The organism is Corynebacterium striatum (genome assembly GCF_016728105.1).
Classification (GTDB): Bacteria; Actinomycetota; Actinomycetes; order Mycobacteriales; family Mycobacteriaceae; genus Corynebacterium; species Corynebacterium striatum.
Map to the genome: position 1 here is coordinate 2,579,495 of NZ_CP068158.1, position 16,469 is coordinate 2,595,963.

A 16,469-nucleotide genomic window follows, 5' to 3' on the forward strand; every position below is an offset into this window, starting at 1 on the left:
CATGAAACTCATTACCGCTGTTGTTAAGCCTTTTACGCTGCCCGATATCCGTGAAGCACTGGAGCAGCTCGAGGTTCATGGCCTTACCGTTACCGAGACCCAGGGCTTTGGCCAGCAGCGCGGCCACAGCGAGGTCTACCGCGGCGCCGAATACGCTACCGACTTCGTTCCGAAGGTCAAGCTGGAGATCGTGGTCTCCGATGAGTCCGTCGACGAGATTATTAACGCCGTCGTGGAGGCCGCCTACACCGGCAAGATTGGGGACGGCAAGATCTGGGTAACCCCAGTCGAGGACGTCATCCGAGTCCGTACCGGCGAGCGCAACGAAGCTGCTGTTTAAGATGCACAAGGCCGCCCAGCTTCGCGCACAAGCGTACGAAGCGGCGCTCGCATTAACCAAGACCCTGGAGTTGCCAGAGGGGACCGCCCTCGCAGCTACAGGGTCTTTTGCGCGCCGCGAGATGACGCCGTATTCCGACCTCGACTTCCTCCTCATTCACGCGGATGGCACGGAGGTTGATGAGGACGCGGTGGCAGATATTTGGTACCCCATTTGGGAGGCCAAATACCACTTGGATTATGCCCTGCGCACCCCCACCGAGTGTGCGGAAATCGCTGGGGCCGATCCCGCGGCAGGTTTCGCGCAACTGGATCTGTCCTACGTGGCGGGGAACAAGGCGCTTGTCGACGAAGCGCGCGCCAAGATTATTTCCCAGTGGCGGATTTTGCTGCAGAAGCACTTTGACTCTTTTCTCAACACTGCCATCGCGAGGTGGCGGCGGTCCGGAACGCTGGCAACGATGACCAACCCGGATATCAAGAACGGCCGCGGTGGCTTGCGCGATATTCAGTTCATCAGGGCCTTGGCATTGGGCAACTTGGCAGATACCCCGCGTTTGGAATCTGAGCGCGACCTGCTGCTGGATGTTCGCGCTCTGCTGCATGTTCACGCCCACCGGCACCGCGACCTGCTCGACCCTGAGTTTGCGGCCGAAATTGCGGAGGAGCTGGGCTTTGTAGATCGCTACGAGCTTTCGGCTGCGGTGGTCAAGGCGGCGTCGACAGTGGATAAGGCCATGGAGAGGGCATTGGCCACTGCACGGGGCGTCGTGCGCAGGCGCCAGCGCCTCGGTAGCCGCAAACCACTCGATGTCGGTGTTGTGGATAGTGGCGGTTACGTCACATTGGCCCGTAATGCAGATCTCGATGATCCGGGCCTCGGGCTGCGCGTGGCCGCGGCATCAGCGCGGACCAACCGCCCTATCGAACCAGGTGTATGGAAGTTGTTGCCTGCATCGCCTGAGCTACCGCAGAGGTGGAAAGCTGCCACTACCGACGCCTTTTTTACCATCTTGTCTTCCCCCACAGACACACCTCGTCTGATTCAGGAATTAGATCGGGTAGGGATGTGGGAGAAGCTCGTTCCCGAATGGGCTCATATTCGTGGCATGCTGCCCCGCGAGCGTAGCCACGCACACACGGTGGACTACCACACGATGCTGACGGTGGCGCGGTGCGCCGAGGTGCGTACCACTGTCGCCCGCCCAGACCTTCTCCTGCTCGCGGCGCTCTACCACGACATTGGCAAGGGCTACGACCGCCCCCATGCCGCCGTCGGAGCGGAGATGGTGGCCAAAGCTGCCGCTAAGATGCGATTAAACTTGGCGGATCGCTCTCGAGTGCAAACCCTAGTAGCTGAGCACACGACGCTAGCCAAACTGGTTTCTCGAATGGATCCTTGCTCAGATGAGGCGCGCGATAAGCTGCTCGCGGCAGTCCATTATGACTACCTCACGCTGTCCCTGCTCCTCGTCTTGACCAAAGCCGATGCCGAATCTACAGGGCCTAATGTATGGAACCCGCGTTTAGAGTCCGGAATAAAGGTCTTGAGCGAGCGTGCTTTTGACCAGTTGGAAGCGCTCACACCCACTAAACCGGTGGTTTACGCCGACGAGGAAATAGCTTTGAGCACTGACTATGAAGAGCGCACGCTCACCGTGACGTGGCGGGGCAAATACCAGCGCGAAGTCGTTCGTCCTTTGGCGCTCATCGCGGCGCTGGGCTGGACCATTGTGTCTTCGCGGATGGCGCGCGTTTCGGATGCGCAAGGGGAGGGGTTTGCCGCGGAGTTCGATGTGCGCACCGTGGCGGAGAGCTTCGATGCCGCGGCGGACGAGGCGCGGTTTATCCAGTCTTATAAATCAGGCGTATTCACGGTACTACCGGAGATTGACGGGGCGCCGACCACTGCGATGTGGACCGGCGGGGTGTTCGAGGTTCGCACAGTGGAGCGCACCGGTGTGCTGGGACACGTGCTGGCGAAGCTACCGGACTGTGAGTGGATCACCAGCTATGTTCCGGGCGCCACGATGGTCCTGCACGCGAAGCCGCTTGGCGACGTCCCCCGCGCGACATTGGTCAGGAATGTGACCCAAGCGCTTGTGAGCGGCTAAGCTGGGGGAGTTAAAAATTACCCGAGATTCTGAGGGAGCACTCACTCGTGTTTGAGTCACTGTCCGATCGCTTGCAAACAGCCTTGTCAGGTCTGCGTGGCAAGGGCAAGCTGACCGAGGCCGACATCAATGCCACCGCCCGCGAGATTCGTCTCGCGCTGCTGGAGGCCGACGTCTCGCTCACCGTCGTCCGTGCCTTCATCAAGCGCATCAAGGAGCGCGCCGCTGGCGCAGAGGTCTCCGAGGCGCTGAACCCGGCGCAGCAGGTCATCAAGATCGTCAACGAGGAGCTCGTTGACATCCTCGGTGGCGAGACCCGCCGCTTGCAGTTTGCCAAGAACCCACCTACGGTCATCATGCTGGCCGGTCTGCAGGGTGCTGGTAAGACCACCCTCGCCGGCAAGCTGGCCAAGCACCTGTCCAAGCAGGGGCACACCCCAATGCTGGTGGCTTGTGACTTGCAGCGTCCAGGCGCGGTCCAGCAGCTGCAGATCGTCGGCGAGCGCGCGGAGGTCGCAGTCTTTGCTCCGGACCCGGGTACCTCCATCGATTCCCATGAGCACGAGATGGGCACCTCCCACGGTGACCCAGTCGCCGTCGCCCAGGCGGGTATTGAGGAAGCCAAGCGCTCCCAGCACGACATCGTGATCATCGATACCGCGGGCCGCCTCGGTATTGATGAGACCCTGATGACTCAGGCACGCAACATTCGCGACGCTGTGAACCCAGATGAAGTCCTCTTCGTCATCGACTCCATGATTGGTCAGGACGCAGTCCAGACCGCCGAGGCCTTCCGCGACGAAGTCGACTTCACCGGCGTGGTCCTGACCAAGCTCGACGGTGACGCCCGCGGTGGTGCGGCGCTGTCTATCCGTGAGGTCACGGGTAAGCCCATCATGTTCGCCTCCACGGGCGAGAAACTCCAGGACTTTGACATCTTCCACCCTGAGCGCATGGCTTCGCGCATCCTGGGTATGGGTGACTTGCTCTCGCTCATCGAGCAGGCTGAGGCCACCCTCGACCACCAGAAGGCCGAAGAAGCTGCCGCCAAGCTTGGCACCGGTGAGCTTACCCTGAATGACTTCCTGGATCAGATGCTGATGATCCGCCGCATGGGCCCAATCGGCAACCTGTTGAAGATGATGCCGGGCGGCAAGCAGATGAACCAGATGGCAGAGATGGTCGATGAGAAGCAACTCGACCGCATCCAGGCCATCATTCGCGGTATGACCCCGCAAGAGCGTGAGAATCCGAAGATCCTCAACGCCTCCCGCCGCAAGCGTATTGCGAACGGTTCCGGCGTTTCGGTCTCTGAGGTCAACCAGCTCATCGAGCGCTTCAACGAAGCCAAGAAGATGATGTCCAAGATGGCTGGCCAGTTCGGTATGGGCCCAGGCATGGGCCGTTCTGCGACCAAGAAGAAGGCCAAGGGCCGCAAGGGCAAGAACGGCAAGCGCAAGCCTGCCAAGAATCGTCCACGCGGCGGCATGCCGGGCATGCCAGGAGGTATGCCGGGAATGCCTGGTGGAATGCCGTCCATGGAGGAACTGCAGAAGCTGCAGAGCCAGATGGGCGGCGGTGGAATGCCAGGAATGCCGGGCATGCCGAAGATGCCCAAGGGAATGGAAAACATCGATCTCAACAACCTCGACTTTGGGCAGGGCAAGAAGTAAATAGATTCCCACCACGAGGGGGCGGATGCGCGTTGCGTGTCCGCCCCTTTTTTGTCTTCGCCGGTTTGGCTCCCTAGATTTTCTACGGCTAAAGTTGGATTTAAGAACTTCCGAGTCCAAAGGTCACCGAACGCGCCATGAAGCCCACCCCAGTTTTCCGCCAAGTCCACCATGACATCAACGCGAAGCCCTTCATCGCCATTTGGGAGGTAACACGCGCCTGCCAGCTGGTATGTCAGCACTGCCGCGCCGATGCGCAGCACGAGCCAACGCCTGGACAGCTGACCACGGAACAGGGCAAGGCGCTACTGGACTCCATCGCGAGCTATGACAAACCGCGCCCCATCGTGGTGCTCACCGGCGGCGACCCTTTTGAACGCGGCGACCTCGAAGAGCTCACCGAATACGGCACCTCCCTCGGACTGAACGTGTCGCTGTCGCCGTCGGTGACACCGCGTCTCACGCGTGAGCGCCTGGAAGGGCTGCGCGCCGCTGGCGGTTGCGCATTGTCTCTTTCCCTTGATGGTGCTACCGCGGACACCCACGACTATTTTCGCGGATTTTCGGGCATTTTCGACCAAACTATCAAGATGGCTGAAGTAGTCACGGACGTAGGCTATCGTCTGCAGATTAACTCCACCATCACCAAGAACAACGTCAGGGAAGCACCTCAGCTGCTCAAGCGCGTTATCGCAATGGGCGCGAAGCTGTGGAGCGTGTTCTTCCTCGTTCCCACCGGCCGTGGCACTGGTTTGGAAGCGCTGACGCCGCTCGAGCGCGAGGACGCCATGCATTGGCTTCACGACGTCTCCAATCGCGTCGCCATCAAGACCACCGAAGGCCCGCAGTATCGACGCATCGTCATCGAAGCCCAGCGGGGGAGCGAATACGAGGGCGGCGAGCTCTATAAGTACCTCACCGAGGAAACCGAGCGAGTTCTCAGGCCCGCGGATGCCTCACATACGCGCCGCCCCCGCCCGCCGATGGCCATCAACGCTGGCTCCGGGTTCGTCTTCATTGATCACCTGGGCGACGTCTACCCAAACGGCTTCTTGCCCATGCATTGCGGCAACGTCAAGGAGCAAACTCTGCCGGATATCTATGCCAATTCGCCGGTGTTTAAGAAACTGCGCGATCCTGCCCAGTGGTCGGGCAAGTGCGCGGTGTGTGAGTATGCAAGCGTCTGTGGCGGCTCGCGCTCGACCGCATTCGCGATGACGGGCGATCCTTTGGCCTCCGATCCCACGTGTGCTTATGCTCCGCTTGCATGGGAAAGGCAGAAGGACAAGCTTGACGCCGCCACCCACGTTAAAAGCAGCTAACTTAGACGGCGTCGTTGTCGAAGTAATAAGGGTAGGGAACCGGCTGAGGCGCTTCCGAAGTAGGGGACACAGTTTTCGGCGTCGAAGACTGCGGCGTGGGCTTCGGAGTTGATGATGGGGATTCAGGCGGGTCCTGCTTTTGCTTCTTGCCTTCGAGGAAGGGAGCGATAGCCTTGCGCAGCATGGGGGCTGCGGACTCGGCAAAAGCATTGCTGATGTGGTGCATATCGCGGTACACCATGGTATTTCCGATGACAACGGGGCAAGCGCCGTCCTTGTCACAGAACCAAGAAGAGGTGTCCAGGGAAATCATGTTGTCATACTCAGACAAGATCTCGGCGCCTGGATCAACAGGGGCATAAACCTCGTCAAAAGTCATGCCGCAACCTTCAATGTCTTCGGTAGCTACGTAGCATTCATCAAACTCGCGGCCTTTACCGGCGTCATCGAAGCCCCAGGGGTTATCACGCAGACCGAGGAAAGGTATCTTCTCCTCAGCCAAGCGGTTCCAGAATTCGATGTATCCGGCTGGGACGTAGTCCGGACCTTGACCAAGCGGGCCCGAAGGGCGGGTGGTGTTGGAAATGACCAGGGCCGGCTTGGCGTCGACGATGCGGTCAGTGACCATCTCGCCCCACTTATTGCACTCAGGGGTGACTGTAAGGTCGTCGCCAAGCTCAATCGGACAGTCCTGTCGCAGCATCGGGACAATCTTGAAGTGCATTTCGCGGCCTAGGCGGTCAAGGCCAGCTATCCACTGCTCTGCGTGAGAACCGCCAACCACATAGACTTCAGTCTTTGCTTCACGGTCACCAAATGTGCAAGGTGTGCCGTCGAGGCGTGCGCTAGGCAAGTAATCGGCAGGCATGTCTTGGCCGATGAAACAGAAGGCCACAGCAGTTGGAGGCATAATGCCGCCGACCAAAATAGGGTCTGGCTTAAACTCCACGCCCTTCGGGGTGTCAGCGTTCATGGCAAATGCGGCTGCGCCTGGGTACAGCTTTGGATCGAGGTTTTCCGCATTCTCTGAGTAAATGGTGCTCATCCACATTGGTTGGATTAATAGCAGGCCAGCTACACAGGCGCTGATAAGCACACCACCAACAGCGCGCAAGGAACCAGGGGTGTGCTTCATCGATGCAATAGCGCTGTTGACTGGAAGATCATCCTTGGTCGGGCGCTTGCGAGCCTGGCGCAGAGGCTTTTCCAGGAAGCGGTGCGTGAGGTCTGCGAGGACCAAGGAAATTGCGATGATAATAATGCCCAGCCACCACGGCGGGGTCTCTAAATCCAATGCCTTTGTAGACAGGATCAACAGTGGCCAGTGCCAGAGGTAGAGCGGGTACGCGACGTCGCCAAGCCAGCGTGCCTTTGGGGAAGCCATGTGGCGGGAAATAGATCCGCCGCCACCCAAGATAATTAGGACAGCGCCGCCGAGCGGAAGCAAGGAAAGCGGTCCCGGGTAAGCGGTGGTCTCTGCGATAACGGCGCCGGTAAAAACCAAGCATACGAGGCCGAGCCCGGTGAAGAAATTGGAGAATCGAGTTGGGATATTCCACTTCGAGCCGTAAATCGCGAGAACGGCGCCGAGCGTTAACTCCCATGTGCGGGACCACGTGGAGTAGTAGTTAGCGGGCGAACCGTACAGCCCCTCGCGAGATGCATAAGCAAAGGATGCGATAGTAGCGACGATAAGAATGGGGCCAGCGATTTGATTGACAGTGGGGAAGCGCACCTGCTTGAGACGCTTAGGGTCCTCAGCTGGGCGCAGTTTCATGATGGCCGCGAGAATCAGCGCGAAAACGATGCCCATGATGTAGAACTGGCCCTGCACAGCCATTGACCACATGTGCTGCAGTGGCGAGGTGCTTGCAGAGGCGGCCGTGTAATCCGCGTTTTGCCTCGCTAGTTCCCAGTTCTGGAAGTAGAGCATCGTGGCTGTAATTTGCTGAGCCAGCTCGGTGCGCATGAGTTCCGGCGTGAAAGTGCGTACCAAGAAATAGGTGGCGCCGATAACTAGAACGAGGCTTGGTACGAGGCGCCTGAGCGTGCGCCAAATCGGCCACCATGGATTCAGGGATGCATTTGGCTTGGCGGCATAGCGAAGCTGCGAGCCCAAAAAGAAGTAGCCAGAAAGCAGCAAGAAGACATCGACGCCGCCGGACACTCGCCCGACGAATACGTGATAAATAACCACGAGTGCGATAGCGATGCCGCGAAGACCGTCTAGGTCGTAGCGGTAGCGGAAGCTGCGTGGCGAATCTTCAGTCATATTTTCTCTCAGCAGGCCGGGCAACTGCAAAAATATTTTGAATACTCTTGTGTGGGACCGCCCTAGAGGAGGGCGCAGTGCTCAATCGCTTAAGGTAAGGCCTGAAAGGGTCATTGGTTAGCGTCAAACAGATTACTCTGTTGTGCGCCCAAGGGCATAACGGCGCGGCTACTAGGTGGCAGAAGTTGCTTGGACCGTTGCGCAGATTTCATTTTTCATTCGCGTGACGCTAAAATTGTTTAGGTTGTCTGTCGAGTGCTTCTTTTGGAGAAAAGTATGCACACGTGCGGACTGCACCTCAAACTTAAAATTCTGCGTAACGCCGGTACCGCCTACGGACGGCCGGCATGTCACGCGCAGGGTAAATCCAAGGGCTGAACCGGCGCACCGCTATCAGGTTGTGCGTGTCTGAACTGCCCGGTGACTAGAAAAGGAGCCAATCATGGCTGTCAAGATCAAGCTGCAGCGTATCGGTAAGATCCGCAACGCTGAGTACCGCGTCATCATCGCTGATGCACGCACCCGCCGCTCCGGCAAGGCTATCGAGAACATCGGCATCTATCAGCCGAAGCAGGAGCCTTCCCTCATCCAGATCGATTCCGAGCGCGCACAGTACTGGCTGGGCGTTGGCGCACAGCCGACCGAGCCGGTTCTCGCGCTGCTGAAGGTCACCGGTGACTGGCAGAAGTTCAAGGGCCTGCCAGGTGCTGAGGGCACCCTGAAGGTTGCTGAGCCGAAGCCTTCCAAGCTGGAGCTGTTCAACGCTGCACTGGCTGAGGCTAACAACGGCCCATCCATCGAGGCCATCACCGAAAAGAAGAAGAAGGCCAAGGAAGGGGCAGAGGCTAAGGCTGCTGCTGAGAAGGCTGCAGAAGAAGCTGCTGCTGCTGAGGCTGCTGCTGCAGAGTCCGCTGAGGCTTCTGAGGAGTCCGCAGAGTAATCTCGCTGCGCTTTTGCGTAACTAGATCTTCTAAAGGGCGCCTGTTACCTCCCGTAAAGGGGAACGGTAACAGGCGCCCCTTTGCTATCACCGTTTTAAGCGCTGGCTATTGTTTCTCCTGTCAACATTGTGAGCAGCATAATTGCCGGTGAATCGCCATCCGATTCCACCGCGTCAACCCGGTGTGGAACATAGGCTGGCAGGTGGATGATCTGGCCTGGCCGGAGGGGGACTTCTTTGCCTCCACACGTAAACAAGACTTCTCCGCGCAACGTTTGCACGGTAATCGGATGTGCGGCCTTATGGTCCGGCAAACTTTGGCCCGCGTTAAAGGTGAATAGGATGAGGTTGCCGCCATCGGCGCTCAACACGCGTTTGACGGCCGGGCGCGGGCGCTGCGCGTTTGGTTCTGGCGCCTCCGCCAGGAGGTCCAGATTGAGCATTTCCTCGCCGCGATGGCTGGCATTACCGAAGGTGGTTACGTCATTGATTGGAAGCTCTGCCATGGGCTTCTCCTTTATCTAAAAGCGGTGGTTTCATTCTCAACGTTACCCAAAAATATCGGATTTAATAAGTCTAAAATCGTATAAAATATCGTAGTTCGTGCCGTCAGTTGGAAGCGATTAAAGTTGAGCAAATGGAACTAATGATCGGCCGTGTCATCAAATCGCACGGAATCAAAGGCGAGCTGAGCGTCGAAGCCACCACCGACGAGCCCGAAATCCGCTTCGCGGTGGACGAGGTGCTCCATGGCCGCCAAGGAAAGAAGGAACACGAACTCACCATCAAGGCAGTTCGCGTGCACAAGGGGCGCCTGCTCATTACCTTCGAGGAAGTAAAAGACCGCACCGCAGCCGATAGCCTGCGCGGCACACAATTCTTCGCCCCGCCGCTCGATGACCCTGACGATGACGGTTTCTACGACCATGAGTTGGAAGGCTTGCGCGTCATCCATGATGGCAACGACATCGGCGAGGTCACCGGGCTTACCCATGGGCCAACCCAGTCCTTACTGGAGGTGCGATTGGAATCTGGCAAGGAAGCCTTGATTCCCTTCGTTGAAGAAATCGTTCCCGAGGTCGATCTCGACGAAGGCACCTGCACCATCACTCCACCGGAAGGATTGTTGGACCTGTGAGGCTCGATGTCATTACGATTTTCCCCGCGTACTTGGACCCGCTGCGACATGCTCTGCTGGGCAAGGCCATCGAGCAGGGCAAGCTATCTGTAGGCGTCCACGATCTGCGTGCCTGGGCTACGGATGTCCACAAATCTGTGGACGATTCCCCCTTTGGTGGCGGCCCAGGCATGGTCATGAAACCGGAAGTCTGGGGCCCTGCGCTTGACGACGTCGCTAGTGGTGCCGCGCGCACCACGGACCTGGAATCCTCCCTCCCGCACCTCAATAAGCCGCGCCACGACGACGTCGAGGGCGTGGAGGCCATCGGCTACGAGCGGTCGGTAGGGGAAGACGGCGTTGCCGAGGATCCTTCCTTGCCGCTGCTGATCGTGCCGACCCCCGCGGGTAAACCTTTTAGCCAAGCAGACGCGCGCGAGTGGTCCAACGAGGAACACATCGTCTTTGCCTGTGGCCGCTACGAGGGCATCGACCAGCGTGTCATTGACGATGCAGCGCAGCGCTACCGCGTGCGAGAAGTCTCCATCGGGGACTACGTGTTGATCGGCGGGGAGGTGGCGGTGCTGGTTATTGCTGAGGCCATCGTGCGCCTCATCCCAGGCGTGCTGGGCAATAAGCGCTCTCATGAGGAAGATTCATTCTCCGATGGTTTGCTCGAGGGCCCGAGCTACACCAAACCACGCGAGTGGCGTGGGCTGGCCGTGCCTGAGGTGCTGACCTCTGGAAACCACGCACGGGTGGATGAATGGCGCCGGCAACAGTCGCTAAAACGTACGCTGGAACGCCGTCCGGAACTGCTCGAAGTAGTTGAGCTGGATAAGAAAGACAAGAAGTTCCTGGAGAGTCTTCGCAATGGAAGTTAGTACTGACCTGTCAGTTTTGATGACGGAAAAAGAGTGGAACGAGATTCTCGACGGCATGCCAGAACAGCTGGCTGCAAACGGTTTTGAACCGGCGAATATTAGCGCTGAGGTCGTCTCTTTCACGTGTGAGCCGGATAATGTGCTCGTCAACGAGTACATGGACAAGCATGGCTCCGCGCCGGTTAGTGAGAATGTCTGGCGCGTCATCGTCAATGGAACCTCAACGTTGCCGCTGACCAAGGTGACCGCGGCAGTGGTGGACTGCCTGCCGCCACACATTCTGTGGTACGGAACCTCCGAGATCGGTCACACTGAGTTCGGATTGGGCACCGCCTGCGCGTGGCAACCATAAATCTTTAGGCCGAGCCATCTTGTGAGCTGCGGAAAGGGGAATGTTCCCCGAAATCAATCGTCGCTGGTAGTACCTGTCTTATTGTGAAGTCATCAAAAGGAAGTTTCCTTACTTCCTTCTCTCTTTACTCGATACAAGGCAGGTGCACCGCATGTCCATCCCCAACAATTTCCCTCAGGCCAACAACGGCGCTGGTTTCACCTATCCGGCAGATAACTACCTGGCACCCACAGAGCAGCGCGGCGGGATTTCAGCCGGCTTGGCAGTGGCTATTACGGCCATCGTTGGTCTTTGCCTAGCTGCAATCGTGGCGGGCGTCATGGCGTTCATGGGCAAAAGCGGCGGCTCTGATGCTGCTGCTGGTGCGGCCTCCCCAGTACCTGTCTCCTCTGCACAGGACGTCGCCCCAGTAACTGTCACTGAGCAGCGCCCGGCTACCGTGACCGTGCAGGCGCCAGAACCCGTCGTACCCGCTCAGCGCGTTGCACAAGCTCCGTCCTACTCCTCTGGATACACCAGCTATCGAGCGCTCACCGGCAACACCTCGCAAAGCTTTGCAGCAAATGTTTATTCATCCTTTGTAAGCAACTACGCCGCGACCGGCTCCCCGAACGCAACGCTGAAGGTTTATTCTCCGGTTACCGGCGGCAACTACTACATGTACTGCTCCGGCACGTCCTCCTCTGTCCGCTGTTCTGGAGGCGACAACGCAGCAGTTCTCATCTACTAGCACCCCGCGAGCACATCAAAGCGTTGCGCTTCCTGAACGAGTCGCCCCGACACGAATGTGTTGGGGCGTTACTGCATGAGGGGAAAGTAATTGAGGAGTTGGAGCGCTCATCGCTGGGATGAAAGGGCAGTGCGGTACCTTTGTTGAGTCCAGAAAATCAGCCACAAAGGTGAGGATTTCTTTTGAAGATTGCAGCTACCATTGCCGCAGAGATTGGTGTAAAGGAGTCTCAGGTTGAGACTGCTTTGACGCTTCTGGCGGAGGGAAACACCGTCCCATTCATCGCACGTTACCGCAAAGAAGCCACTGGTGGTTTGGATGATTCGCAGTTGCGCACCATTGAGGAGCGCGCGACGTACCTGCGCGAATTGGAAGAGCGCAAAGAGGCAATTTTGGCGGCTATCGATGAGCAAGGAAAGCTCACTGACGAGCTGCGTGCACAGATTCTCGCGTGCGAGACCAAGGCGCGTTTGGAAGACCTGTACCTGCCATACAAGAAGCGCCGCAAGACCAAGGCCGACATCGCTCGCGAGGCCGGCCTGGAAGAGTTGACGGACAAGCTCATTGAGAACCCCACGGCCAATCCAGAAGAGATGGCGGGGCAGTTCCTGACTGAAGGATTTGAAGACACCAAGAAAGCTCTAGAGGGCGCGCGTTCCATCATCATCGATCGCTTTGCACTCGACGCCGACCTTGTGGGTGACGTGCGCGAGCGCATGTTTAGCCAGGGCACCATGGGGGCCAGTGTGGTGGCCGGAAAAGAAGCTGAGGGCGCAAAGTTTAAGGACTACTTCGAGTTCTCTGAGCCTTTTGATCAGCTGCCTTCGCACCGGATTTTGGCCTTGCTGCGTGGTGAAAACGAGGGCGTTCTCCAGCTCAACTTGGATGCCGGTGAAGACGAAGTCTATGAGGGCATGATTGCCGAGCGTTTTGATCTTGCGGTTAAGGATTCCAAGTGGCTTTCCGACGCCGTGCATTGGGGCTGGCGCACCAAGCTCTACATCTCTTCTGGCCTTGATGTGCGCATGCGCCTGAAGGAGATCGCCGAAGAGGGCGCCTTGAAGGTCTTTGCCACCAACCTGCGGGACGTTCTCCTTGCCGCGCCGGCTGGCCAGCGCGCCACCATTGGCTTGGATCCGGGCTACCGCAATGGCGTGAAGTGCGCTGTAGTTGATTCCACCGGCAAGGTGCTCGACACTGCGATTGTCTATCCGCACCAGCCACAGAACCAGTGGTCCCAAGCTGTTAGCACCTTGGCAACGTTGTGCGCGAAGCACTCTGTGGACCTCATGGCCATCGGCAACGGCACCGCTTCCCGTGAGACGGAGAAGCTGGCCAACGAGATCGCTGACATGCTCAAGCAAGCCGGCGGTCAGCGTCCAACTCCGGTCGTTGTCTCCGAGTCCGGCGCTTCGGTGTACTCGGCCTCCCAGTTGGCGGCGGAGGAGTTCCCAGACATGGACGTCTCCCTGCGTGGTGCGGTCTCCATCGCTCGCCGTCTCCAGGATCCCCTGGCTGAACTGGTAAAGATCGATCCGAAGGCCATCGGCGTTGGCCAGTATCAGCATGATGTTAACCAGACCGCACTCGCTCGCACCCTCGATGGCGTGGTTGAGGACGCCGTGAACGGTGTGGGCGTGGACCTGAATACTGCTTCCGTGCCGCTGCTAGAGCGCGTCGCAGGTGTAAACGCCACCATCGCCACCAACATCGTGGCCTACCGTGATGAGAACGGTTCCTTCGCATCCCGCAAGGAACTCAAGAAGGTTCCGCGCTTGGGGCCAAAGGCCTTCGAGCAGGCAGCAGGCTTCTTGCGCATCAATGGCGGAACCGATCCGCTCGATAGCTCGGCAGTTCACCCTGAGGCCTACCCGGTGGTGGCGCGTATCGCGGAGTCCACGGGGCTCGGTGTGGCTGAAATTATCGGTAACTCCAGAGTGCTGCAGAAACTGCAGCCGGCAGACTTCGCTGACGATACTTTCGGTGTCCCCACCGTCACGGACATCATCGCTGAGCTGGATAAGCCAGGCCGCGATCCGCGCCCTGAGTTCAAGACCGCTACTTTCAAGGAAGGAGTGGACAAAGTCTCAGACCTGGTACCGGGCATGATTTTGGAGGGGACCGTCACCAACGTTGCGGCCTTCGGCGCCTTCGTGGACGTCGGAGTGCACCAGGATGGTCTGGTACACGTCTCCGCGATGAGCAATAAGTTCATCTCCGATCCGCACGAGGTCGTGCGCTCCGGGCAGGTAGTAAAGGTTAAGGTCATGGAGGTTGACGTGCAGCGTCAGCGCATCGGCCTTTCGCTCCGCTTGGATGACGAGCCCGGCCAGCCTGCACAACGCCAGGGTGGCGGCAAGCGTGGTGGCAACACTGGCAAAGGCGCCAAAGGTGGCCGTGGAGCGCGTGGCGGCCGCGGCAATTCCGGTGGACGTCCCGCCGGCGGCTCCATGGCGGATGCACTGAAGAAGGCCGGCTTCGGCAAATAAAATCTATTAAATGTTGCTTCGTGGCGCGTTAGTGCAGTGCGGCGAGTTAATGATAAGTTTGGCGAAACAAACAAAAGGGTGGCTGCAGTCACCATGCCTTCATGAGGGAGATTTTCGCCTTGCATCAGAAACAAACACCGTTCCACGCCACGCAGCCGGCTGCCCATGCCGTGCAAGAAACGGAAGCGGAAGGGTGGCATCGCATCCTGGACTGGCGCCCGCGGAGCACACTCTCGCGGGTGCTGATTGTTTTCCTGCTGGTAGCGCCAGTCATCCTCGCAGCCACGATGATGTGGGCGATGTGGGACCCTTCCAAGTACATGCGGCAGATTGACCTGGCGGTGGTCAACGAGGACGCAGGCGTGGAAAAGCAGGGCAAATACGTCAACTACGGCGATCAAGTAGTAGAAGGCCTCCTGGAAACTGACTACCTGAACTTCTCCGAGATGAACGCCCAGGAGGCAAACGATGGGTTGTTAAAGGGCAAGTACCTGATGGTGGTGACCATCCCAAAGGATTTCTCGGAGCAAGCGGTCACCATCATCAGCGATAAGCCGGTCAAACCGCAGATCCACTTCGCCAGCAACGACTATTACGGAACGAATGGCTCGGTGATTTCTTCGAGCCTGGTTCCGCAGGTGCAGACCAGCGTTGAGAACGCGATTTCCAAAAAGTATGCGGATCAAGTCATCGAGGGCATGGTCAAGCTCAGCGATGGCATCGGTGCCGCAGCCGCAGGTGCAAGCCGTCTTGACGAGGGCGTGGGCAAGCTGCAGGCTGGCGGCGAGAAGGCTGTGACCGGCATCGACAAGCTGGATGCCGGAGCGGGCGAGCTCAACAACGGTGCGGGGCAGCTGCACGATGGCACTGGCCGGCTAGTCCAGGGCGTAAGCGAGCTTTCCACGGGCGCGGGCCGGCTTGACGACGGCGCGAATAAGCTGGCGACGGGCTCCGATAAGTTGCTGGAGGGCACGGGCAAGCTTGGCGAAGGCGCCAGCCAAATTGAAGGCGGCGTCGGCCAGCTGACCGGCATGCTCATCCCACTCCTGCAGCAAGCACAGTCAGTGGTGCCGAGCCTCATCGGCTTGGTGGACATGCTGCGCGGAATGGGAATGACGGACCAGGCAGACCAGCTTTCCGCTTTGCTGACGAAGCTGGATCCGGCAAATAGCAGCAACATGGTCTCCCAGCTGGAGAAGCTGCGTGATGGTACGAAGCAGTTGAATTACAACTTGTCCGACCCGAATTCCGAGTACCTAGGTGGCATGCTCAAGCTCAACCAGGGCACGCATCAGCTGGCGGAGGGAACCGGCCAGCTGAAAAGTGGCGTGGGCAAGCTATCGACCGGTGCCGTGCAGCTGAATGAAGGCGCGGGACGCCTGGCAGAGGGCACCACGAGCCTCAAGGATGGTACCGGTCAGTTGAAGAGCGGCGGTGCCCAATTGAAAGACGGCATCGATAGGCTCAAGGATGGTTCGGGTCAGCTCGCCACGAAGCTGGGCGAGGGCGCTGAGAAGGCCCCGCGTATTACCCAGCCGGACGTGACCGCACAGAATATGGCGGTGCCGATCAACTTCACTGAATCCAACGTCCATCCGGTGCAGACCGGCGTTAGTGCCGTCGACCCAACCAAGAAGGAAATCACGGGCGGCGTCTCGATGCTTCTGGTGCTCGTCTTTGGCTTCCTAGCCATGCTGCTGCTCGCTATGACCCTGCCTTATTATCTGCGTGGCATTTTGCCCGCATTCGCGCTGGTTAGCGGCATCAACTTCTTGTTGTTGCTGGGTATGGCGCTGATGTCCACGCTTATGGGCTGGCACCCGGCAAGCTGGCCGATGATGCTGGGAGTGCTCGCAGCAATCGCGATGGTGGGCGCTGCCACCTACCAGCTGCTGCTGGTGACCTTCGGGCGCAGGATTGGCGCCATCTTCGCGGTCGGCGTTTTTGCTATGGGCGTCATGGTCTTCGGCGGCGTGTGGCCCACGGCGGCCATCCCGGCACCGCTGCGTTTGCTGCATCCATTGCACCCGATGACCTATGCCAAGAATGCTTTCACCCGCGCCACCGATGGCATTCATGACGGCACCTTCGCCGGCGGCATCGTAGTCTTGCTCAGCGTCACCGTCTTGGCAGTAGCCGCCAGCTACCTCATCTTCCGCGCACGCCACCACGGTACCGCGCGCCTATTGGACGAGCACAAGGTCATGACAGCGGCCACGGCTTAAGCGGCGTGCGCG

The 16,469-nt window shown here is 58.9% G+C and carries 13 protein-coding genes; 11 read left to right on the forward strand and 2 right to left on the reverse strand.

Annotation, left to right across the window (positions count from 1 at the left end; genetic code table 11):
* Window position 1 precedes the first annotated feature (1 nt).
* The 4 genes from I6I72_RS12040 (at window position 2) to I6I72_RS12055 (ending at window position 5,448) form a co-directional block, all read left to right on the forward strand.
* Entirely contained in the window at window positions 2-340 is a 339-nt protein-coding gene (locus tag I6I72_RS12040) for a P-II family nitrogen regulator (RefSeq protein ID WP_201806971.1), read from the forward strand.
* Window position 341: 1 nt separating this feature from the next.
* Window positions 342-2,453 carry a [protein-PII] uridylyltransferase gene (locus I6I72_RS12045; RefSeq protein ID WP_201806973.1) on the forward strand — a complete coding sequence of 704 codons (2,112 nt, stop codon included), beginning with the start codon at window positions 342-344 and terminating at the stop codon, window positions 2,451-2,453.
* 47 nt (window positions 2,454-2,500) lie between these two features.
* Window positions 2,501-4,126, forward strand: coding sequence for a signal recognition particle protein (ffh, locus tag I6I72_RS12050; RefSeq protein WP_201806975.1), 1,626 nt, complete (start codon window positions 2,501-2,503; stop codon window positions 4,124-4,126).
* A gap of 137 nt (window positions 4,127-4,263) precedes the next feature.
* Window positions 4,264-5,448 carry a TIGR04053 family radical SAM/SPASM domain-containing protein gene (locus I6I72_RS12055; RefSeq protein ID WP_201806977.1) on the forward strand — a complete coding sequence of 395 codons (1,185 nt, stop codon included), beginning with the start codon at window positions 4,264-4,266 and terminating at the stop codon, window positions 5,446-5,448.
* A 1-nt stretch (window position 5,449) separates the two neighbouring features.
* Here the strand turns inward: I6I72_RS12055 and I6I72_RS12060 are convergent, their stop codons facing one another.
* On the reverse strand, window positions 5,450-7,720 hold the full coding sequence (locus I6I72_RS12060) for an acyltransferase family protein (protein WP_005528861.1): 2,271 nt from the start codon (window positions 7,718-7,720) through the stop codon (window positions 5,450-5,452).
* Window positions 7,721-8,162: 442 nt separating this feature from the next.
* On the opposite strand from I6I72_RS12060, the gene rpsP reads away from it, so the two are divergent.
* A complete protein-coding gene (gene rpsP, locus I6I72_RS12065; RefSeq protein ID WP_201806986.1) occupies window positions 8,163-8,660 on the forward strand; it encodes a 30S ribosomal protein S16 in 498 nt (165 codons plus the stop codon).
* Between the two features lie 95 nt (window positions 8,661-8,755).
* Here the strand turns inward: rpsP and I6I72_RS12070 are convergent, their stop codons facing one another.
* Entirely contained in the window at window positions 8,756-9,166 is a 411-nt protein-coding gene (locus I6I72_RS12070; protein ID WP_201806988.1) for a cupin domain-containing protein, read from the reverse strand.
* Between the two features lie 131 nt (window positions 9,167-9,297).
* Here I6I72_RS12070 and rimM point away from each other — a divergent pair, with 131 nt between their 5' ends.
* The 6 genes from rimM (at window position 9,298) to I6I72_RS12100 (ending at window position 16,457) form a co-directional block, all read left to right on the forward strand.
* Window positions 9,298-9,798, forward strand: a complete 501-nt coding sequence (rimM, locus tag I6I72_RS12075) for a ribosome maturation factor RimM (protein WP_049192545.1) — start codon at window positions 9,298-9,300, stop codon at window positions 9,796-9,798.
* Entirely contained in the window at window positions 9,795-10,661 is an 867-nt protein-coding gene (gene trmD / locus I6I72_RS12080) for a tRNA (guanosine(37)-N1)-methyltransferase TrmD (RefSeq protein WP_201806999.1), read from the forward strand. The genes rimM and trmD overlap by 4 nt, the downstream gene beginning before the upstream one ends.
* Window positions 10,651-11,013, forward strand: a complete 363-nt coding sequence (locus tag I6I72_RS12085; protein WP_049192548.1) for a hypothetical protein — start codon at window positions 10,651-10,653, stop codon at window positions 11,011-11,013. The genes trmD and I6I72_RS12085 overlap by 11 nt, the downstream gene beginning before the upstream one ends.
* Before the next feature lie 151 nt (window positions 11,014-11,164).
* Window positions 11,165-11,743: a hypothetical protein gene (locus tag I6I72_RS12090; RefSeq protein WP_049192550.1), complete on the forward strand. Its 579-nt coding sequence runs from the start codon at window positions 11,165-11,167 to the stop codon at window positions 11,741-11,743.
* 182 nt (window positions 11,744-11,925) lie between these two features.
* Entirely contained in the window at window positions 11,926-14,232 is a 2,307-nt protein-coding gene (locus I6I72_RS12095) for a Tex family protein (RefSeq protein ID WP_201807003.1), read from the forward strand.
* Window positions 14,233-14,333: 101 nt separating this feature from the next.
* Window positions 14,334-16,457: a YhgE/Pip family protein gene (locus tag I6I72_RS12100; RefSeq protein WP_129720825.1), complete on the forward strand. Its 2,124-nt coding sequence runs from the start codon at window positions 14,334-14,336 to the stop codon at window positions 16,455-16,457.
* The last annotated feature ends 12 nt before the right edge of the window (window positions 16,458-16,469 follow it).